This is a genomic window from Nocardiopsis sp. Huas11, from assembly GCF_003634495.1.
Taxonomy (GTDB): Bacteria; Actinomycetota; Actinomycetes; order Streptosporangiales; family Streptosporangiaceae; genus Nocardiopsis.
This window is the reverse complement of the sequence record NZ_RBKY01000001.1, coordinates 884,656-906,044: the sequence shown is the minus strand read 5'-3', so window position 1 is coordinate 906,044 and position 21,389 is coordinate 884,656. Positions and strand designations below refer to the sequence as shown.

14 protein-coding genes are annotated in these 21,389 nt (G+C 72.3%); 8 read left to right on the top strand and 6 right to left on the bottom strand.

What is annotated here, in order from left to right; all coding sequences use genetic code 11:
- Positions 1-37 precede the first annotated feature (37 nt).
- Positions 38-772 carry an SDR family NAD(P)-dependent oxidoreductase gene (locus DFP74_RS03990; protein WP_121180457.1) on the bottom strand — a complete coding sequence of 245 codons (735 nt, stop codon included), beginning with the start codon at positions 770-772 and terminating at the stop codon, positions 38-40.
- Between the two features lie 138 nt (positions 773-910).
- On the opposite strand from DFP74_RS03990, the gene DFP74_RS03985 reads away from it, so the two are divergent.
- Positions 911-1,507 (top strand): TetR/AcrR family transcriptional regulator, encoded by a 597-nt coding sequence (locus DFP74_RS03985; RefSeq protein ID WP_121180456.1) that lies wholly within the window; start codon positions 911-913, stop codon positions 1,505-1,507.
- A 17-nt stretch (positions 1,508-1,524) separates the two neighbouring features.
- Here DFP74_RS03985 and DFP74_RS03980 read toward each other — a convergent pair whose 3' ends face one another.
- The 3 genes from DFP74_RS03980 to DFP74_RS03965 all read right to left on the bottom strand — a co-directional run bounded on the left by DFP74_RS03980 (position 1,525) and on the right by DFP74_RS03965 (position 7,379).
- A complete protein-coding gene (locus DFP74_RS03980; RefSeq protein WP_121180455.1) occupies positions 1,525-3,324 on the bottom strand; it encodes an ABC transporter ATP-binding protein in 1,800 nt (599 codons plus the stop codon).
- The gene (locus tag DFP74_RS03975; protein WP_121180454.1) at positions 3,314-5,155 is read right to left on the bottom strand and encodes an ABC transporter ATP-binding protein; all 1,842 of its coding nucleotides are present in this window, start codon (positions 5,153-5,155) and stop codon (positions 3,314-3,316) included. Before DFP74_RS03975 ends, DFP74_RS03980 begins: the two co-directional genes overlap by 11 nt.
- Before the next feature lie 391 nt (positions 5,156-5,546).
- Positions 5,547-7,379, bottom strand: a complete 1,833-nt coding sequence (locus DFP74_RS03965; RefSeq protein WP_121180453.1) for a hypothetical protein — start codon at positions 7,377-7,379, stop codon at positions 5,547-5,549.
- A 293-nt stretch (positions 7,380-7,672) separates the two neighbouring features.
- On the opposite strand from DFP74_RS03965, the gene DFP74_RS03960 reads away from it, so the two are divergent.
- Positions 7,673-9,097 carry an aldehyde dehydrogenase family protein gene (locus DFP74_RS03960; protein WP_121180452.1) on the top strand — a complete coding sequence of 475 codons (1,425 nt, stop codon included), beginning with the start codon at positions 7,673-7,675 and terminating at the stop codon, positions 9,095-9,097.
- Between the two features lie 51 nt (positions 9,098-9,148).
- Here DFP74_RS03960 and DFP74_RS03955 read toward each other — a convergent pair whose 3' ends face one another.
- Positions 9,149-10,198 (bottom strand): serine protease, encoded by a 1,050-nt coding sequence (locus DFP74_RS03955; protein ID WP_121180451.1) that lies wholly within the window; start codon positions 10,196-10,198, stop codon positions 9,149-9,151.
- A 194-nt stretch (positions 10,199-10,392) separates the two neighbouring features.
- Positions 10,393-12,048 carry a CocE/NonD family hydrolase gene (locus tag DFP74_RS03950; RefSeq protein ID WP_121180450.1) on the bottom strand — a complete coding sequence of 552 codons (1,656 nt, stop codon included), beginning with the start codon at positions 12,046-12,048 and terminating at the stop codon, positions 10,393-10,395.
- A 268-nt stretch (positions 12,049-12,316) separates the two neighbouring features.
- Here DFP74_RS03950 and dxr point away from each other — a divergent pair, with 268 nt between their 5' ends.
- The 6 genes from dxr (at position 12,317) to DFP74_RS03920 (ending at position 21,209) form a co-directional block, all read left to right on the top strand.
- The gene (dxr, locus tag DFP74_RS03945; RefSeq protein ID WP_233571297.1) at positions 12,317-13,522 is read left to right on the top strand and encodes a 1-deoxy-D-xylulose-5-phosphate reductoisomerase; all 1,206 of its coding nucleotides are present in this window, start codon (positions 12,317-12,319) and stop codon (positions 13,520-13,522) included.
- Positions 13,523-13,549: 27 nt separating this feature from the next.
- On the top strand, positions 13,550-14,905 hold the full coding sequence (locus DFP74_RS03940) for an RIP metalloprotease (RefSeq protein WP_121180448.1): 1,356 nt from the start codon (positions 13,550-13,552) through the stop codon (positions 14,903-14,905).
- A 221-nt stretch (positions 14,906-15,126) separates the two neighbouring features.
- A complete protein-coding gene (ispG, locus tag DFP74_RS03935; protein WP_121180447.1) occupies positions 15,127-16,284 on the top strand; it encodes a flavodoxin-dependent (E)-4-hydroxy-3-methylbut-2-enyl-diphosphate synthase in 1,158 nt (385 codons plus the stop codon).
- 540 nt (positions 16,285-16,824) lie between these two features.
- Positions 16,825-18,306 carry an amino acid permease gene (locus tag DFP74_RS03930; RefSeq protein WP_199725474.1) on the top strand — a complete coding sequence of 494 codons (1,482 nt, stop codon included), beginning with the start codon at positions 16,825-16,827 and terminating at the stop codon, positions 18,304-18,306.
- Positions 18,307-18,553: 247 nt separating this feature from the next.
- On the top strand, positions 18,554-19,360 hold the full coding sequence (locus DFP74_RS03925) for a carbon-nitrogen hydrolase family protein (RefSeq protein WP_121180446.1): 807 nt from the start codon (positions 18,554-18,556) through the stop codon (positions 19,358-19,360).
- Positions 19,361-19,496: 136 nt separating this feature from the next.
- A complete protein-coding gene (locus DFP74_RS03920; RefSeq protein ID WP_121180445.1) occupies positions 19,497-21,209 on the top strand; it encodes an NAD(P)/FAD-dependent oxidoreductase in 1,713 nt (570 codons plus the stop codon).
- The last annotated feature ends 180 nt before the right edge of the window (positions 21,210-21,389 follow it).

The window sequence follows — 21,389 nt, the reverse complement described above, 5'->3', positions numbered from 1 at the left end:
TCCACCGCGGGGCGTGCCCGCGGCGGCGGTGTGCGGGTCAGATGGCGGTGGTGCCGCCGTCGGCGACCAGTTCCATGCCGTTGACGTAGCTGGAGGCGTCGGAGGCGAGGAACAGAGCGATGGTGGCGATCTCTTCGGGGCGGCCCATCCTTCCGCGGGGGATGAGGGACTCGAAGGCGGCCCGGGTCGCCTCGTCGAACAGTTCCTCCTGTTTGGCGGTGCCGACCTGGCCGGGGGTCAGGACGTTGACCCGGATCCCGCGGTCGCGCAGTTCGTTGAGCCAGACGCGGGCCCAGGCCTGGTGGACGGCTTTGCTTCCCGCGTAGAGGCTCCAGCCGGGAAAGGCGCCGAGTGAGGCGTTGGATCCGGTCATGAGGATCGAGCCGCCGTCGTTGATCAGCGGCAGTGCCTTCTGCACGGTGAACAGGGTGCCGCGCGCGTTGAGCGAGAAGGCGCGGTGGAACTGCTCCTCGGTGATCTCGCCGAGGACGGCGGGTTCGCCCGTCCCGGCACTGGCCCACAGCACGTCGATCGAGCCCTTCTCGCGCTTGACGGTGTCGTACAAGCGGTCCAGGTCGTCCAGTTCGGCCGCGTCGCCCTGGACGGCGGTGACGTTGCGGCCGATCAGTCTGACGGCGTCGTCCAGTGCTTCCTGCCCCCGGGCCTGGATGAAGACGTGCGCGCCCTCCTCGACGAACAGTCGGGCGCCGGCCAGCGCCATGCCGGTGGATCCTCCGGTGATGACCGCTACTTTCCCATCGAGCTTTCCCACGATCACTCCGTTGCGTTGATGGGTACGCGAATCAGCGCGGCTATTAAGTACACCGAACTGTGTACTTAACGTACGCGACGGTCGATCGGAGCGCAAGCTATGTAGACCGATCCGTACCAAGCGGTCTACGCTGGAGGAATGACGGAGTTGGAGAAGGGGCCCCAGGGCCGGCGCCGCGGCAGGGGCGCACGTGAGCGCATCCTCAGCGCGTCACAGCAGCTGTTCCGCGACCAGGGCATCAACCGCACCGGCATGGACCAACTCAGCGCCGTGGCCCAGGTGTCCAAGCGCACGGCCTACCAGCACTTCGCCGGCAAGGACGAACTCGTCGCGGAATACCTGCGCCGATTCGATCCCGACGTCATGGCCGGGGTGTTCGACCGCACCGACCTCACCCCGCGTGAACGACTCCTCGCCGCCTTCGAGATACCCGAGTCCACGCCCCTGTGCCCCTACATCGCGGCGGCCGTCGAACTCCACGACCCGCAACACCCCGCGTCCCGGTACGCGCGCGACTACAAGACCGCCATCGCCGGGCGGTTCACCGACACCGCCCGTGAGGCCGGCGCCACCGACCCCGAACGGCTCGGCGAGCAACTGGCGCTGCTCCTCGACGGCGCCGCGGCCCGCACCCGAGTCCTCGACGGCGATTCCTTCCCCACCGCCGCCGCCATCGCCGCCGTCCTCATCGACCACGCCCTTCCCGCGGCGTCTCCCGGGCAGCCCGACGAGTAGCACGGAGCGGGCGCGGGTCACCTCTCGACGCGGTAGGCGCGGGCCTGGATCCCGTACAGCTCGGCGTAGCGGCCGCCGAGCGCGAGGAGCTCCTCGTGGGTGCCCCGTTCGCACACACGGGCCCCGTCCATGACGACGATGAGGTCGGCCATCTGCACGGTGGAGAAGCGGTGCGAGACCAGCAGCGTGATGCGGTCCCGGTCGCTGAGAGCCCTGGCGCGTTCGGCGTAGCGCTCGAACAACAGGTGCTCGGTCTCGGCGTCCAGCGCCGAGGCGGGCTCGTCCAGCAGCAGGAGCAGGGGAGCGTCGCGCATGTAGCCCCGGGCGAGCGCGACCTTCTGCCACTGTCCCTCGGACAGCTCCACCCCGCCGGCCCAGGTGTTGCCGAGCCGGGTGTCCAGGCCCCGGTCGAGCCGGTCGACCAGAGTGCGGGCGTCCGCGCGCTCGACGGCCCGGTCGACGGCCTCGGCGTCCTCGGCTCTGGGAAGGTCGCCCAGCCCGATGGACAGCCGCAGCGGATACTCGAAGCGCGCGAAGTCCTGGAAGGCGCCCGAGAGCCGCTCCCGCCACGCGTCGGCCGGCATGTCGGCCAGGTCGGCGCCGTCGACGAGGATCCGCCCGGAGTCGGGCTCGTACATCTTCGCCAGGAGCTTGACCAGCGTGGACTTGCCCGCCCCGTTCTCGCCGACCACGGCGACGACCGCTCCCGCCGGCAGGTGGAGCGTGACGTCGTCCAGGACCGGCCGGTCGGTCCCGGGGTAGCCGAACGAGACCCGGTCCAGGGTGATGCCGGAGCGCATCCGCTCCGGCGGCGGGACCGGGCTCCGCGAGACGGACCGGGCGGACAGCTCCTCCAGCCACAGCAGGCGGCGGCCCCCTTCCAGCCAGATGGTGCGCAGGAAGTGCACCTGGCGCAGCGTCTGGCCGATGTACTGGGCCAGGCGCCCGCCCGCGGTGAGCAGCAGGACGACCTGGGCCGCCGAACCGGTGCCCGACGCCACCCAGACGACCGAGCCCGTGAACGCGCAGCCGAAGACCGCGAGCGCGGCCGCCTGCCACACCGTGGTGGCCCAGCGGGCCCGGGACAGGGCCCGGTGGCGTGCGGCCCAGGCCTGGTGGCGCCCGTGACGGACGCGCTCCCTGGTGCGGGTGACGCGCAGCTCGCGCCCGGGTGAGGCGTTCGTGCCCAGGAGGAAGAAGTGCCGCGCCAGGCGCTCGTGGTGCCCGAGCCCCTCCTGCAGCGCGTGCTCCGCCCCTCCCCGCCAGTGGGAGACCAGGGCGGTGGGCACGGCGAACAGGACCAGCAGGCCGAGCAGGGGGTGGACGGTCATCAGCAGCGCCGTGGTCAGCCCCAGCCGCAGGAGGGCGCCGATCGCCTGGAACAGGTACTGGTAGACCTCGCTCAGGGTGTCCGCGTGGTCGCGGAGCAGCTGGGCGCGGTCGACGTAGGCGGGCCGTTCGTGGTGTTCCAGGGTGGGGATGCCGCTCTGGAGGCGGACCACGTGCGCTTCCATGAACACCGCGGCGCGGTCGGCGAAGCGGCGGTCGGCCCGCTCGCTCACCACGCGCAGCAGCCAGCTCAGAGCGGCCAGAGCCCCCAGGAGCACGGCGGCCGTGATCATGGCGGTCCGGCCACCGGAGACCACCGCCTCGGTGAGCCCCGCCAGGACGGCGGCGATGAGGACGTCGGGGAGGGCGGCGCCGACCGTGGTGGCGAACGCGACGGCGATGAGTCCCGGTGAGGCGCTCCAGCCCAGACGGAGGGTGCGGCCCAGGGCTCGCCAGGACGAGGGCAGGGGGTGGTCGTCAGTCGGCACGGCCGGCTCCGTCCTGGTCGTGGCCGGACTCTTCGGAGAAGCGCGCGGCCTGGAGGTCGAACAACCGCGCGTAGGCGCCCCCGAGGGCCATGAGCTCGTCGTGGCTCCCGAGCTCCACGACCCCGCCCCGGTCCATGACACAGATCCGGTCGGCGCGGCGGACCGTGGAGAAGCGGTGGGAGATCAGGACGGTCGTGCAGCCCTTCGTGGCCGCCAGCACGCGGTCGAAGACCTCGGCCTCGCCGCGCACGTCCAGCTGGGCGGTGGGCTCGTCCAGCACGACCACACCGGCGCCTTGGTCCACCGCGTACAGGACTCGGGCGAGGGCGACGCGCTGCCACTGTCCGCCGGACAGGTCGGTGCCGTCGGCGTACCCGGGGGAGAGCACGGTCTCCAGGTCGTGCAGGTCCGCGGCGCCCGCGATCGCCAGGGCCCGGCGGACCCTTTCGTCGGTGGCGCCCAGGGGGGCGACGTTGTCCTTGAGCGGCAGCTCGTAGCGGACGAAGTCCTGGAAGATCGCGCTGACGCGGCGGCGCCAGGACTCCACGTCCAGGTCCTTCAGGTCGGTGCCGTCGACCTCGATCGTCCCCGAGACCGGGTCGTAGAGGCGGCACAGGAGCTTGACCAGGGTCGACTTGCCCGCGCCGTTGACACCGACCACGGCCAGTGAGCCCCCGGCGGGAATGGTGAGGTCGAGACGGTCCAGGACCGGCGCGGACATGCCCGGGTAGGCGAAGGTCACGTCGCGGAACCTGATCTGCGCCGCCGGCATGCCCTCCGCCGCGGTCCGGCCGGAGACCACGGCGCGGGCCGCCGCCGCGGCGGACATCGACTCCTCCACACGCAGCACCGACGCCACGCCGTCGGAGGCCAGGGACAGGGCCCAGTTCAGCCCTCCGAAGGCCAGGGCGCTCGCGCCGACGGCCGCGTAGGCGAAGGTGCTCACCTGGCCCGGGCCGACGGCGCCCGAGGCGGCGTCCCGGCCCAGGGCCCAGAAGAACAGCCCTCCCGAGACCAACAGGACCGCCACCGCCCAGCGCATCGGCCGCTGCCGTAGCCGGGTGGCGTGCCAGCGCAGCTCGATCAGGGTGCGCCGGTCCGCGGCGAAGTGGTCGGTCAGCCGGCTCGCGAGCCCGAAGAGCCGGATCTCCTTGGCGGCGGGCGGGTCCACCGCCAGCCGGTAGGAGTACTCGGCGCGGCGCTGGGCGTCCAGGACCTCGCCGGTCGTGCGGTCCCACCGGCTGCTCTCGCGCAGCAGCCGGTGGGTGGAGAGCCAGGCGCCGCCGACCAGGAGCGGGGCCCACCAGGCGTAGGCGGCCAGAACGGCCGCCTGGGCCAGGCCCGCGACCGCCTCCACCAGACCGCCCGCGATGAGGCCCATGGACAGGTGCAGGGGCGGGCCGGTCATCCCGAGGTCGAAGTCGCGGGCGGCGGTGAGCTCGTCCATGAGCTCGCGGCTTTCCAGGTGCGCGACGCCCTCGGGGGCGCCCGCGGCGACGAGCAGGCGGTCGTGCAGGCGGTCGGAGACGTGCTCGCCCAGGAGGGAGCCGACCTGGGAGTGCAGGGGCGTCAGGACCTGCATGAGGACGAAGGCGACGCCGATCAGGAGCAGCGGTGTCCGGAGCGGGGCGTCGTCGGCGACGGCGCCGACGAGCGATCCGACCGCCACGACGAAACAGGCGGGCAGGAGGCCCTGGACCAGGATCAGGGCCCACCACAGGGCGGTCAGCCCTCGGTGGGACCTCCACAGGGTGCCGAAGAAGACCGCTTCCCGTCGGGCCCGGAGTGCTCCGAGCCGGCGCGGGAGCGCTCCCAGCAGGCGTTTTCTCATATGTGGCATGGTCCGCATCGCAGTCGGGGGTTCGGGGGGTCGGCTCACGCGTCGTTCGGCGAGGTCCAGCCAGTGCTCAGCGGTGATCCGGCTTTCGAGCGCGGCACTGCGGCGGTCGTGCAGGCGCAAGGGGTCGTGCGGGCAGTAGCCGGGGCCGTCCTCACACGGGTGGAACTCCATCGGGGGACGGGCAGGGGCCGTCCGGAGTCAGGCGGGCACCGGTCCGGGTGCGCAGGGCCTCGATCGCCCGGGCGGCGTCGAGCCGCTCGGCACGCGCCCGACCCGGGGGTGGAGAAGTCACTCGACCGATGATCGCCGCCGGCTTCGCGGTCCGCAACCGCTCGGACCACCGGTGCGGTCCTGGGCACGGGCGAAACCGTCCGGGCTCCCGTCAGTTGGACTGTTGGACGGGCAGGTGGCGCCCCAGGTAGCCGATGTAGACCCGGTTGGTCGTGCCCGGCCCCAGGTCCGGATAGAAGTACAGCCGCGGGCAGATCCCGTACTCGATGTCCAGCTTGATGTGCGCGTACATGGGGACCCGGCCGCTCGGCTCCACCTCGGGGGGCACGCGGAACAGCCGCTTCTCGTTGAGCTTGCCCCGGTTGCGCACGTAGTCCGACTCCTGGGACGCCAGCCGCTTGACCGGGATGACCTGGTAGCCGTCCGGGGTCTCGCGCAGGTAGGAGTGGAAACCCAGTCCGCTGCCCGGGTTGTCGAACTGGTAGCGCGCGTAGTCGTTCAGGGCCAGCAGCGCCTCCCAGGCGCGCGTGACCCACAGGGTCTCCTTGCGGCTGTCCTCCAGCTCGTGCACCGTGTCGTGGTCCTCGATGGTGAAGAACAGGTGCGGCAGGGCGCTGCCGTCGGTGATGCGGTCCAGCAACTCGCGCACGGTCACCGGCGGGCGCTGCTGCGGGTCGGGGGGCGCGTGGGTGGCGGCCAGCCGGAACAGGCCCTCCTCGCGCACGCGTTCGCGCAGCCAGCGCGCCTCGAAGCGCGCCGCGCGCAGCTGCTCGCGGGCCGCCTCGACCTCCTCGGAGAGGTCGGCGGTCTCGGCCAGCAGCGCCTGGCGCTCCTCGGACAGCTCCGCGATCCGCGCGCTCTGGCGTTTGACCTCCTCGCGCAGCCGCTGGGTCAGCTGTTCCTGCGCGTCGCGCTCCTGGACCGCGGCGAAGTCGTCCGCGCCCGTGTCCCCGGAGGGATGCCGCGCGGCGGGGACCCGGATCTGGCCGCCCGGGCCGCTGCCCCGGCCGCCCGGGCCGGTCGGCCCGCGCTCGCCCCGTCTGAGCGCCCGCAGCCGCAGGTCCGTCGCCTCCTCGTCCAGCAGGGCGTCCACCGCGGCCAAGGGTGCGGGCAGGCCCGTCTCCAACGCGGTCTCGCGCACTCGTCGGGAGAGCGCCGCGCCCACCCAGTTGCGGATGCGGTCGCCCTCCCGTGCCGTGTCGAGCGTCGCGGGGCTCATCCGCGGATGGCGCGGGTGGTCGCCCTCGTCCGCCACGTCGACGGCCGGTAAGAAGGTGCGCACTCCGCCGGGCGGGATGTCCAGGCCCCGGGGCAGCAGCGCGCCCACGCGCTCGATGGCGGCGGCGTCCAGGACGTATCCGGCGCACATGCCGGTGGACCGGGCCAGCGCCCCCGCCATGGCCTCGCGCCAGCCGGCGACGGTGACGTCGCGGGGCGTGCCCGTGGCCACCACGGCCAGCCGGCGGTCGGTGGCCCGGATCGCCGAGACCAGCGTGTCCACCAGCGCGTCGTCCCGGCCGCGCACGATCCGTGGGGTCGCCGGCAGGGGCTGGGCGCCATCACGGGCGGCGACCTCCTGCAGCAGCATCCGCGCGGCCTCGGGCGGCATCACGTCCAGGCGCGGCTGGTCCGCGGGGGACTCCTCACGCGGGGCGGCGTCGACCGTCATGTCGATCCACAGGTGCTGGCCGGGGGAGAGCTCGGGGTCCACGACCACGGTGGCGATGGTCCGCCACACCCCGTCCGGCTTGTCCGACTCGGTGGTGAGCCGGAGGAAGGTCAGGCCCTCCTCGGGGTTGTCGTGCCGGACGACGAGGGCACGGGATCGGTTGCTCAGCTCGTAGTGGCCCGAACAGGTGAAGTCCACGCGGGCGCCCGAGTTGCCACGCTTGCTCAACCAGCGGGAGAACACCGCAGACGCCGCGGCGACGAGGTCTCCGTCGTCCTCCGGGACCGAGGCGAGCGTGCGGTACACGAGCGGCAATGAGCACTCCAGGGTGTTGGCTGCGGACCGGTCCGGGCTCGTTTGTGCTGGCCGAACCCTCATCCACCACTCTGGATGAAGGACAGCGCCTGCGCTAGTCGGTTGACCGGAACAACCTGCCCGGGTCGCGGGGCGTGCCCGCCGCCGCGGCACGTCGGCCGCCGCGCAGGCGACCGGGAGCGGCCGGGGCCGGGCACCGCGCCGTGTTCCTGCGCCAGTGTGGCCAACTCGGGCGGCGGGGTTGGCAATCGTGGACAAGGCGGGCGCCACGGGCGGGGACTAGCGTCACTGCCATGTCTACGCGCCCGTTCTGGCTGGCCGGCACCGCCGCGACCGGCGACACCGAGATGACCGTCGTCAACCCCTACACGGGTCGGACCGCGGGTACGGTCGCCGTACCCTCCGTCGCCCAGATCGAGGAGGCCGTCGCCGCCGCGCACGCGGTCTCCGCCGAGGCCGCGGCGCTGCCCGCGCACGTGCGGGCCGACGCCCTCGACCACGTCTCCCGGCGCCTGGCCGAGCGTGCCGAGGAGATCGCCCAGACCATCACCGCCGAGAGCGGCAAGCCGATCAAGTGGGCGCGGGTCGAGGCGGGCCGCGCGGTCTCGGTGTTCCGCTGGGCGGCCGAGGAGTCCCGCCGTGACAGCGGCGAGCTCCAGCGCCTGGACACCGACCCCGGCGGCACCGGGCGGATGGCGCTGGTGCGCCGCGTGCCCCAGGGCCCGGTCCTGGGCATCTCGCCGTTCAACTTCCCGCTCAACCTGGTGGCGCACAAGATCGCCCCGGCCATCGCGGTCGGCGCGCCCATCATCCTCAAGCCCGCGCCGGCCACGCCCATGACGGCCCTGCTCCTCGGCGAGATCATCGCCGAGACGGCGCTGCCCGGCGGCATGGTCTCGGTCCTGCCGATGCCCAACGACCGCGCCGCCACGCTGCTGACCGACGAGCGGCTCCCGGTCATCTCCTTCACCGGCGGCCAGTTCGGGTGGGAGCTGCACAAGCTCGCCCCGCACAAGCACGTCACCCTGGAGCTGGGGGGCAACGCCGCCGCCGTCGTGCTCGACGACGCCGCCCTGGACTGGGCGGCCGGGCGCGTGGCGCTGTTCGGCAACAACCAGGCCGGTCAGGTGTGCATCGGCGTCCAGCGGGTCGTGGTCACCGAGGCCGTCCACGACGAGTTCGTCGCGCGCCTGGTGGACGCGGTCGAGGCGCTGGGCGTGGGCGACCCCGCCGACCCGGCCACGGACGTGGGCCCGCTGGTGAACGAGGACGCCGCGGTCCGCGTGGCCGCGTGGATCGACGAGGCCGTCGACGCGGGCGCCAAGCTGCGCACGGGCGGCACCCGGGACGGCGTCACCGTGGCGCCCACCGTCCTGACCGACGTGCCCGCCGACGCCAAGGTCGTGCGCGAGGAGGTGTTCGGTCCGGTGCTGGTCGTGCAGCGGGTGGCCGACACCGACGAGGCCTTCGCCACCGTCAACGACAGCGACTTCGGCCTCCAGGCCGGTGTGTTCACCCGGGACCTGCCCACCGCGTTCCGCGCCCACCGCGAGCTGGAGGTCGGCGGCGTGATCATCGGCGACGTGCCGACCTTCCGCGCCGACCAGATGCCCTACGGAGGCGTCGGCAAGTCGGGCGTGGGCAAGGAGGGCGTGCGCGCGGCGATGACCGACCTCACCTACGAGCGGGTCATGGTGCTCACCGGCATCGACCTGTAGCGCGCGGGCGTCCGGGGCCCGCACGCGGACCTCGGGCGCCCGCACGGGCGCCTACAGGTTCTCGGCGTGCTCGAACACCTGGCGGGCCGCGGCACCGAGCCGCGGCCCGTACTGCGTGCTGGTGTCGGACGCGTACTTGAAGCTCACGACCGAGGAGATCGTGCCGCGGCCCGTCCCCGTGTCGAAGCCGGCGAACCACGGGCCGCCGCTGGACCCCTGGGTCATGGTGCAGCCGACGCCGTTGGCGGTCGTGCCGCCGGTGTCGGCCGTGGTGCGGCCCGAGCAGTAGTGCAGGTCACGGCCGTCGAACGGGGAGGCGGCCGGGTACCCGAACGTGTACACCTGCACGCCGTCGCGCACACGGTCCTCGGTCCAGGTGTCGAAGGCGATCCGCTGGGCGCCCACGGACTCCTGGACGGTCCGGCCGTCGCGGGTGTTGAGCACCGCCATGGCGAAGTCGTAGCTGTCGTCGGCGTCGCGCTGCCACTGCGGCGCGACCAGCAGGTCGCGCGCGGTGTAGCGGCCGTGCGGGGACGCGCCGTCGGCGTACCCGGGCACGAACGTCCAGTTCTTCGCCCAGGAGCCGCGGCCGTCCTTGGCGCAGTGCCCGGCCGTGACCAGCGTGCTCCGGTTGGCCGAGTCCACGACCGACGCCGAGCACGTGAAGTCGCGCCCGTCCATGGTGAGGAAGACCTTGCCGGTCGTGCGGGTCACCAGACCGCCGCCGGTCCAGGGCTCTCCGGTGCTGTTGCCGTGCGGCGCCGCCTGCGGCTCGGCCCGCTGCGAGCGCTCCGAGAGCCGCAGGGCGTCCTCCACGAGGTCGACGGCGGCCATGCTGATCGGCTGTGCCGCGGCCATGCGCTCGACCGTCCAGTAGTCGAGCACGGCGCGGCTCTGGGCGTCGGTGACGGCGGCCGCCTGGTGCGCGACCCCGTCCGCTCGCGCGAGCGCCTCCCGGTCGGGGACCTCCGAGGAGGCGGACACCGTCCGGGTGAGGGCGGAGGCGGGGGAGGGGAGTCTGTCGGCGGCGGCCGTCCCGCCGAGGAGGACCGCCGCGGCGGCGAGACAGGCCAGGATCTTGGGAGTGGTGGGCGATTTCATGCGCCCGATACTTGCATACTTTGAGTAACTCGAAGACTACTTTGAGTTTGTGTCCGCGGTTCGTGGGAACCCGTGCGCGGTGCGGCGGGGCCCACGCGCGCGGACCGGGCCCCGGTGCGGCCGGACGGCGCGGCGGGAGTCGCGTCGCCCGGCCGCCGTCCGGCGGCGGGTCGGGGCGGCAGCGGCCGACCGGGTCAGCCGAACGGGATGGTGACCTGCGAGGGCGCTTGTTCCGGGGAGGTCACCGTGACGCGGTCGCCGATCACGCTCTCACTGTCGTAGCGGTGGTCCACGGTGTCGACCACCACCGCCAGGCGGTGCCCGGCCGGCACGTCCCACACGACCGGCTGGAGGTCGGCGCGCACCGTCACGGGTTCACCGGGCACGGCGTCGCGCAGAGTGTGGGGCGTGTGCGACACCAGCGAACCGGTGCCGGAGCCGTCGACGGCGTACAGGTACACGAACACCGACTGGTCCGGCGTGGTCGGCGTCAGCGTGAACACCGCCTCGGGCGTGCCCGCCACGCGCGCGCCGTCCGGGTAGCGCGGGCTGGTCCACACGGCGGCCCGGTAGCGGTCGACCAGGGGCAGGTACACCCCGGTCGGCACGTCGAAGAACTGCTGGAGGGCACCGGAGAGCAGCACCGTGCCGCTCTGCGCGGTCGTGCCGATGCCCGCGCGCATGCGGTAGTCCCAGCCGGTCGCGGGCTCGGGCTCCATGGCCCCGCTGCTCTGCCAGCGGAACCAGTCCGTGCTCGGCCGGTCCAGGTAGTAGGTCTCGGTCGCGCCGGTCACCGACGGCCAGTCGGGATGGGTGCTCCATCCGCCGCGCCCGTTGTTGGCCCTGACGTGGACCGGGTCCTCGGCGGCCACGGTGTCGGCCTCGCCCTTGAGGTGGTGGTCGAACCAGTCGCCCAGGGACGCCCAGACCTCGTTGGGCAGGCCGAGCGCGCCGAACGCCTCCTGGGTGGCGTGGTCGCCGGGGGCCAGCATCAGCCGTTTGGGGCCCTCCAGGGCTTCGTAGAAGTCGGTGATCTGGCCGGGCGGGAAGATGCCGTCGTTCCAGGCGTTGGCGAGCATGACGGCGGTGCCGTTGGCGTTGAGGGCGTCGACCTTGGTGGCCGCGGAGCGGTCGGGGGCCAGGTCCAGCGCCGGCTGGATGTTCCCGGCGCGGTACTCGCGCTCCATCTCGCGCAGGCTCTCTCCGGGGCGCCCGGTGAGGTTGCCGGCCAGCAGCAGCAGTTCGGCGGCCTGCTCGTTGACGGTGGCCTCGGGGTAGAGGGAGGCGGCCAGGTCGGTCCACCCGCTGAGCGCGGCCACCGCGCGCACGCGGTCGTCCTCGGCCGCGGTCAGCAGGCTGATGCCGCCGCCGTAGGAGATGCCGGCCATCCCGATCCGGTCGGGGTCGGCGTCGGTGTTCTCCAGAGCCCAGTCGATGACGGCACTGGCGTCGGCGCGGTCCTCGGGGCCGGCCACCTCGATCCCGCCGCCGGAGTCGTAGAAGCCCCGGGAGGTGTAGGCGATCACCTGGTAGCCGGACTCGTGGGCCAGCCGGTGGGCCGCGCCGACGTAGATGAGGTTGGGGGTGCCCCAGGCCGAGGGCATGACCAGCAGCGGGTGCGGGCCCTCCACTCCCGTGGGGGTGAAGACCTTGGCCTGGAGGTCGATGCCGCCGTGGCCGGTGATCGTCTCGTGGGTGACGGTCGCGCCGACCGCCGCGGCGGCGGTCGCGGCGGGCAGGAGCACGACGGCCAGGAGGACGGCCAGGGCGCCGGAGACCAGGCGTGCGAGGGCACGGGCGGCGGGCGGTCCGGGATCGGGCACGGGCGGGGGAAGGGGCGCGCAGGGCATGGGGGACCTCTGGGGGTGGGGGACGGGGGAGGGGGTCCCGAAGGCGTCGCGCCCCGCCGCCGGGAGATCCGTTGCTTAACTCGTCAGTAACCTACTCACGGGTCAAGTTAAGTGAACGCAGCGGAGTTGTAAAGCCCCGTCCACGACCTTCCGGCACTGCTTCGGCGTCCCGCCGCGGGCCCCGTTCGCGCTCGTCCACAGGCCGTCGGCGGCAGCCGCGCGCGTGCGGAACAATGAGGGCGTGCGAGAAGAACAGCAGCGAACAGTAGTGATCCTCGGCTCCACCGGATCCATCGGAACCCAGGCCATCGACATCGTCCAGCGCAATCCGGGGCGCTTCCGGGTCGTCGGGCTCGCCGCGGGCGGGGGCCGGGTCGACCTGCTCGCCAAGCAGGCGGCCGAGCTCGGGGCCGGCACCGTCGCGGTCGCCGACCCCGCACGCGCGGCCGAGCTCGCCGCCTCGCTGGCGGAGCACGGCAGCGACGCCACCGTCCTGGCCGGGGCCGACGGTGTCGCCGAGCTCGCCGGGTCCGCCTGCGACGTCGTCCTCAACGGCATCACCGGGGCGCTGGGCCTGGAGTCCACCCTCGCCGCCCTCCGGGCCGGCCGCCGGCTCGCGCTGGCCAACAAGGAGTCCCTCATCATCGGCGGCCCGCTGGTGCGCGAGCTGGCCGCCCCCGGCCAGATCGTCCCGGTCGACTCCGAGCACTTCGCCCTGGCCCAGTGCTTCCCCCACCTGCCCGAGGGCGAGCTGGTCGGCCTCGCCCAGGGCCACGTGCACGCCCGTCGCGAGGAGGTGCGCCGCCTGGTCGTCACCGCCAGCGGCGGGCCCTTCCGCGGCCGCACCCGCCAGGACCTGGCCGACGTGACCCCCGAGGACGCGCTGCGCCACCCCACGTGGAGCATGGGGCCGGTCATCACGGTCAACTCCGCCACCCTGGTCAACAAGGGGCTGGAGGTCATCGAGGCGCACCTGTTGTTCGACATGCCCCTGGACCGTATCGGCGTCGTCGTGCACCCGCAGTCCATCGTCCACTCGATGGTGGAGTACGTCGACGGCTCCACCATCGCCAAGGCCAGCCCGCCCAGCATGATGATCCCGATCGCCTACGGCCTGGGCGCCCCCGACCGGGTCCCCGACGCCGCTCCCGGGCTGGACTGGACCACGGCCCAGAGCTGGACCTTCGAACCGCTGGACCACGAGGCCTTCCCCGCGGTCCGGCTGGCGTGCGAGGTCGGAGCCGAGGGCGGGACCGCGCCCGCGGTCTACAACGCCGCCAACGAGGAGGCGGTCGACGCCTTCCTGAAGGGAAACCTCGCGTTCCCGGCCATCATGGACACCGTCGCCCAGGTAGTCTCGGATCATCAGCGGGCGGGGCAACGGGGGCCGTCGCCCACGGATCTGACATTGGGCGACGTGTACGCCGCTGACAGCTGGGCCCGGACCCGCGCACACGAGCTGCTCGCGGGTTAGGACTCACACCGGCTTGAGGAGAGACGCATGGTCCTGTCGATGACCGTGATCGGGATCATCCTGTTCGTACTGGGACTGCTGTTCTCGATCGCCTGGCACGAGCTCGGCCACCTCTCCACCGCCAAGATGTTCGGCATCAAGTGCACCGAGTACATGGTCGGCTTCGGCAAGACCCTCTGGTCCGTCCGCCGCGGGGAGACCGAGTACGGCATCAAGCTCGTCCCCCTCGGCGGCTACGTGCGCATGGTCGGCATGCTGCCCCCGGCACGCAGGACCGCCGACGACGGCGGCCGCAAGCTCTCCCGTTGGCGGGCCATGGCCGAGGACGCCCGGGAGGCCTCCTACGTCGAACTGACGCCGGAGGACGAGGACCGCCAGTTCTACCAGCGGGCGCCGTGGAAGCGGCTGATCGTCATGTTCGCCGGACCGGCGATGAACGTCGTGCTGGCCGCGATCCTGCTCAGCGTGCTGTTCATGGGCATCGGCGTCCCGCAGAGCACCACCACCATCGCCGCGGTCAACGAGTGCGTGGCGCCCGTGGGCAGCTCGGCCACCGACTGCGAGGGCCTGCCGCCCACCCCGGCCGCCGAGGCGGGCCTGGAGCCGGGCGACGTCATCGTCTCGGTCGACGGGGAGTCCACGCCCGACTGGAACTCCGCCAACCAGCTGATCCGGGGGTCGCTGGGCAGCACGGAGATCGTCGTGGAGCGCGACGGCGAACAACGCGCCTTCGACGTCGACGTCATCGAGAACGAGCTGCCCGCGCGTGACGCCGACGGCGAGATCCTCTACGAGACCGACGCCGAGGGCGAATCGGTCTACGACGAGGACGGCTTCGCCGTCTACCGGACCGAGACGGTGGGCTTCCTCGGCATCATCTTCCTCAACGAGCGGGCGCCGCTCACCCTGGGCGAGTCCGCCGCGGAGATGGGCAGCATGCTCGTCGCCGTCGGCGAGGCCCTCATCAACCTGCCCAGCCGCGTCCCGGAGGTCTTCGCCGCCGCCTTCCTCGGCGAGCAGCGCACCCAGGACTCCCCGGTGGGCATCGTCGGCATCTCCCGCATCGGCGGCGAGATCATGTCGCAGGGGCTGCCGGTCGCCGACACCGCGGCGCTGATGATCCAGATCCTGGCCGGGGTCAACCTCTTCCTGTTCGCGTTCAACATGGTGCCGATCCTGCCGCTGGACGGCGGGCACATGGCGGGCGCGATCTGGGAGTGGATCAAGCGCGGCTGGGCGAGAATGACCAAGCGGCCCGACCCGGGGCCGGTGGACGTGGCGATGCTGACCCCGGTCGCCTACGTGGTGGTCGCGTGCTTCCTCGTCTTCAGCGTGGTGCTCCTGATCGCCGACGTCATCAACCCGGTCCGACTGTTCGGTTAACGACGGGGGAACCCGGCGGGCAGGCTTCGGTGAACCTGCCGGGCGCCCTCGTCGGTGCAGGTAACCTTGGGATCGCGATCCGGGAACGGTGATGCGACCCGGGCCGCCGGTTGCACCGGACGGCCGTGCGCACACTCGGACGCGGCACCGCGCGCGACAGGCGCCCTATCGGAAGATTTCAAGTGCCGCCCCCCTCCGGCGGTAGACGAGGTGAATCAAGCGTGTCCATCGATCTCGGCATTCCCACCACTCCGCCGCGCCCCTTGGCGACCCGTCGGCGCTCCCGGCAGATCATGGTGGGAAACGTCCCCGTCGGCGGGGACGCCCCGGTCTCGGTGCAGTCGATGACGACCACCCGGACCTCCGACATCAACGCGACCCTCCAGCAGATCGCCGAGCTGACCGCCTCGGGCTGCCAGATCGTCCGGGTGGCCGTGCCCACCAACGAGGACGCCGACGCGCTGCCGATCATCGCCAAGAAGTCGCAGATCCCGGTCATCGCGGACATCCACTTCCAGCCCAAGTACGTGTTCGCGGCGATCGAGGCCGGATGCGCGGCGGTGCGCGTCAACCCGGGCAACATCAAGAAGTTCGACGACAAGGTCGCCGAGATCGCCAAGGCGGCCAGTGAGGCCGGGACCCCGATCCGGATCGGGGTCAACGCCGGCTCGCTCGACAAGCGCCTGCTCGCCAAGTACGGCAAGGCCACGCCCGAGGCGATGGTGGAGTCGGCGCTGTGGGAGTGCTCGCTGTTCGAGGAGCACGGCTTCCGCGACATCAAGATCTCGGTCAAGCACAACGACCCCGTCGTGATGGTCAACGCCTACCGGCAGCTCGCCGAGGCCTGCGACTACCCGCTGCACCTGGGCGTCACCGAGGCCGGTCCCGCCTTCCAGGGCACCATCAAGTCGGCCGTGGCCTTCGGCGCCCTGCTGGCCGAGGGCATCGGCGACACCATCCGCGTCTCCCTGTCGGCCCCGCCGGCCGAGGAGGTCAAGGTGGGCGCCCAGATCCTGGAGTCCCTGGGCCTGCGCGAGCGCGGTCTGGAGATCGTCTCCTGCCCCAGCTGCGGCCGTGCGCAGGTGGACGTCTACACGCTCGCGGAAGAGGTCACCGCGGGCCTGGAGGGCCTGGAGGTGCCGCTGCGGGTGGCCGTCATGGGCTGCGTGGTCAACGGTCCGGGCGAGGCCCGTGAGGCCGACCTCGGTGTGGCCTCCGGCAACGGCAAGGGCCAGATCTTCGTCAAGGGCGAGGTCATCAAGACCGTCCCCGAGTCCAAGATCGTGGAGACCCTCATCGAGGAGGCCATGCGCATCGCCGAGCAGATGGGCGAGTCCGGTGTCGAGCCCGGTGCGCCCACCGTGGCCGTCGCCGGCTGACCTTCGCGACCGACGCGGGCGGCCGTGCGCCGCCCCCGTGTCCGCGTCCCGACCCGTCCCCCTCCCTCACGAGGCGGGCGGGTCTTCTCGTGTCCGGGCACTGTCGTCCGCGCACCGATGTCCGGGCACCGTCGTCGGCGCACTGTCGTCCGCGCACTGTCGTCCGCGCACCGGTATCCGAGGACTTCGCCTGGGGCGGACACCGCCGGGGACCGTTCGCGCGCCGGCAGGTGTGACACGAACGCCGGCGAAACCGCAGGTCACGCGAAGATGGACACCCTGCGTGATCACCAGTGACATGGATCACGCCTTCGTGCGTTTTGTTGCGCCGCGCCGCACGGTTGCCGGGTTTTGGGGCGGACAAACGCAACGAATGTGGGTCATGTTACGCGGGTTACACGGCTAATGTTGCCTAGGGCACGTTCCGCCCGAGACGGGCATGGAACGGACGCCCCCACCCCCTTTCGCACCGTGCCAGGGGACCACTGTGTCCTGGCCGATATCGGTGTGCCCGCACGCAGGAACGTCGAGGAGTGACACGTGGTCGACCAAAAGAGCCCCGTGGGAGCGAACGCGCCCACGCGCCCGGGCGGTGCGCCCGCGCTGAGGGAGCGACTGGCCAGGCGCAAGCCGATCGAGAAGCTGGTGGCGGAGACCCGGTCGGCCGAGGGCACCGGACTGCGGCGCCACATGGGCTTCTGGCAGCTCTCCATGATCGGTATCGGCGCCACCCTCGGCACCGGCATCTTCGTCGTGCTGGGCGAGGCGGTGCCCATCGCCGGGCCCGCCGTCATCCTGGCCTTCGTGCTCGCCGGCGTGACCGCGCTCTTCTCCGCCCTGGCCTACGCCGAGATGGCGGGGATGATCCCCGCCTCCGGGTCGGCCTACTCCTACTCCTACGCCACCATGGGCGAGTTCATGGCCTGGGTGTGCGGCTGGTGCCTGATGCTCACCTACGGCGTCTCCGTCGCCGCCGTCGGCGTGGGCTGGGGCCAGTACATCAACGAGCTCCTGTACCTGACCACCGGCCTGACGATGCCCGCCGCGATGCTCACCGGCCCCTTCGAGGGCGGGCTGATCAACGTCCCCGCCGCCGTTGTGGTCCTGCTGTCGATGTTCGCCCTGCTGGTCGGGGTGCGCGAGAGCAGCCGCGTCAACGCGGTCATGGTCGCCATCAAGGTCGCCATCCTGGTCATGTTCGTGGCCATCGCGGTCACCGCCGTCCAGGACGGCAACTTCGCGCCCTTCATGCCGATGGGCATGGCGGGCGTGAGCGCCGCCGGAGCCACCCTGTTCTTCTCCTACATCGGCTTCGACTCGGCCTCCACGGCGAGCGAGGAGGCCAAGGACCCCCAGCGGGACCTTCCGCGCGCGATCATGTTCTCGATGATCCTGGTCACCGCCCTGTACTGCCTGGTGGCCTTCACCGCCGTCGGCGCGCTCAACTGGGCCGACTTCGCCGACGGAGAGACCTCGCTCGCCGGGATCCTCACCGCGGTCACCGGTACCCCGGTCTGGGCGGTCATCTTCGCGGCCGGCGCCGTGCTCGCCCTGGCCAGCGTCGTCCTGGTGGTCCTCTACAGCCAGACGCGCATCCTCTTCGCGATGTCGCGCGACGGCCTCATCCCCAAGGCGTTCTCCCAGCTGGACTCCCGGGGCACCCCGCGCGCCAACACGATCATCACCTCGGTGCTCATCGCGCTGCTGGCGGCCCTCGTGCCGCTGGGCCCGCTCGCCGACGCCACCGCGATCGGCACCCTCTTCGCGTTCGCCCTGGTGAACGTGGCCGTGCTGGTGCTGCGCCGTTCGCGGCCCGAGCTCAAGCGGGCCTTCCGCATGCCGGGCTCGCCGGTCACCCCGGTCCTGGGCGTGCTCTCCTGCGCCTACCTGATGTTCAGCATGTCGCTGAGCGTGTGGGTGGCCTTCCTCGCCTGGCTCGCCGTCGGCCTGGTCATCTACTTCTCCTACGGCATGCGCCGCTCCGCCCTGGAGCGCGAGGACACCGTCGAGGTCGGCTCCTAAAGGCCGCGCCGCGCACACGGTGAACACCGGGAGGGGCCGGGCGAGCGCACCGCTGTCCGGCCCCTCCCTCGCTTCGCCCCGCGTGCTCTGGGACACAGATCCCGCGTCCTTGTGCGTCCTCACGCAAGAAAGACGACCGGTTCAGCTCAAAGACGCAATGAACCGATGATCCGGTGCACTGAAAAAGCGGACATTCGCCCCTAGAGTGGATGCGGCCGAGCAACGACCGACGACCGGAGGTGACACGGTGAGCGACCGCACCCTGCGCGTGGCCCTGGACCAGGGCACCGCACCCGGTAGCGACACCGCCGCCGCCCTGGTCCGTCTGGCCGACCGGGCCGCGGCCGCGGCCGCCGCCGGAGCCGACCTGCTCGTCGGCCCGGAGATGTCCATGACCGGTTACAACATCGGCGCGGACACCGCGCGCCTGGCCGAACCCGCCGACGGCCCCCTGGGCTCCGCGGTCGCCGCCATCGCGGCCGAGGCCGGCGTCGCCATCGTCTACGGCTTCCCCGAGCGTGCCGACGGCACCGTCTACAACACCGTTCGGCTCGTGGGCGCCGACGGGACTCCCCGCGCCGCCTACCGCAAGACCCACCTGTTCGGCGACCTGGACCGGGGCGCGTTCACCGCCGGGTCCGAGCCCGTGGTCCAGGTGGAGCTCGGCGGCCTGCGCCTGGGCCTGCTGGTCTGCTACGACGTGGAGTTCCCCGAGACCGTGCGGGCCCACGCCCTGGCCGGAACCGAGCTGCTCGTCGTGCCCACGGCCCTCATGCACCCGTTCACCGACGTGGCCACCCGGGTCGTGCCGGTGCGCGCCCTGGAGAACCAGATCCACCTGGCCTACGTGAACCGGTGCGACACCGAGGGCGACCTGCGGTACGCGGGACTGAGCGCCCTGGTCGCCCCGGACGGGACCGACACCCTGCGGGCCGGACCCGACGAGGAGCTGCTGGTCGGCGACGTCGATCCGGACGCGCTCGCCCGGGCCCGCCGGGACCAGTCCTATCTGGCCGACCGGCGCCCGGAGCTCTACGCCCCGCTCACCCGCTGAGCGGCCCCCGCGCCGCGGCGCCCTCCCGGCCGCCCGCGCCGGCCATACCACCCGCATCACCCGCACCAATCCGCCCGGCCCCAGGCCGGCCGATCGAGCCAACCGCTCGCCGACACCCACGTGAAGGAGGGGTCTGATGACGTCTGCCGTGCCCACGGCCGCCGGTGCCACGCCCGCGCAGGACACACCGCTGAACATGTGCGGACCGGACTTCCCGTTCGCCTACGACGACTACCTCCAGCACCCCGCCGGACTGGGGCAGGTCCCCGCAGGGAGCCACGGGACCGAGGTCGCCGTGATCGGCGGCGGGCTCTCCGGCGTCATCACGGCCTACGAGCTGATGAAGATGGGTCTGAAGCCGGTCGTGTACGAGGCCGACCGGATCGGCGGCCGCCTGCGGACCGAGAAGCTCGACAACTGCCCCGACGACGTCGTCGCCGAGATGGGCGCCATGCGCTTCCCGCCGTCGTCCACCTCCTTCTGGCACTACGTCGACCGGGTCGGCCTGGAGACGGTGGCCTTCCCCAACCCGCTCTCCCCGGTGACGCCGAGCACCGTCGTCGACCTCAAGGGCGAGGCCCACTACGCCACGACCCTGGACGACCTGCCCGAGGTCTACCGCGACGTGGCGCGCGCCTGGGAGCGGACCCTGGAGGAGGGCGCCCAGCACACCCGCATGCAGCGGGCCATCCGCGAGCGCGACGTCGCCACGCAGAAGGAGATCTGGAACGAGCTCGTCGCGAAGCTCGACAACCAGACCTTCTACGGCTTCCTGTGCGACTCCCCGGCCTTCGCCTCCTTCCGCCACCGGGAGATCTTCGGCCAGGTCGGCTTCGGGACCGGCGGGTGGGACACCGACTTCCCCAACTCCATCCTGGAGATCCTCCGCGTCACCTACACGGGCGCCGACGACGACCACATGGGCATCGTCGGCGGTGTCCAGCAGCTCCCGCAGCGCCTGTGGGAGGACGCCCCGGACAAGATCGTGCACTGGGCGCAGGGCACGACCCTGGCCTCGCTGCACGGGGGAGACCCCCGCCCGGCCGTGACGGCCCTGCGCCGGACCGCGGCCAAGGGCTCCCCGTCGGGCAACATCACCGTCACCGACGACTCGGGCTCCACCCGCACCTACGCCGCTGCCGTGTTCACCGCGCAGAGCTGGATGCTGCTGTCCAAGATCGACTGCGACGAGGACCTGCTGCCCATCGACCACTGGACGGCGATCGAGCGCACCCACTACATGGAGTCCTCGAAGCTGTTCGTGCCGGTGGACCGTGCGTTCTGGCGGGACCAGGACCCCGAGACCGGCCGCGACGTCATGAGCATGACGCTCACCGACCGCATGACCCGGGGCACCTACCTGCTGGAGGGTGAGGACCCCGACGGCCCCGCGGCGATCTGCATGTCCTACACCTGGTGCGACGACTCGCTGAAGTGGCTGCCGCTGTCGGCCAACGAGCGCCTGGAGGTCATGCTCTCCTCCCTCGGCAAGATCTACCCGAACGTGGACATCCGGTCGCACATCACCGGTGACCCCGTGACGGTCTCGTGGGAGGACGAGCCCTACTTCATGGGCGCGTTCAAGGCCAACCTGCCCGGCCACTACCGGTACCAGCGCCGCCTGTTCACGCACTTCAAGCAGGACTCCCTCGACGAGCGCCACCGCGGCCTGTTCCTCGCCGGCGACGACGTGTCCTGGACGGCCGGCTGGGCCGAGGGCGCCGTGCAGACCGCCCTCAACGCCGTGTGGGGCGTGGCCCGCCACTTCGGCGGCGAGACCGACCCGGCCAACCCGGGCCCGGGCGACGTCTTCGACGAGATCGCCCCGCTCGCCCTGCCCGAGGACTGAGATCCCACCGGGCCCCCGCCCGGACCCTCCGGTCCGGGGCGGGAGCCCTGGATCCTCCACGGCCCCGGCCGCGCCCAGCGCAGCCGGGGCCGACGCGTTCGGGAAGGCTTTCACCCAGTGAAAGTCCTGCTGCGCGACCGGTCGCGCGTCACACAGCATGGTGACCGAGGCCACGGAGCG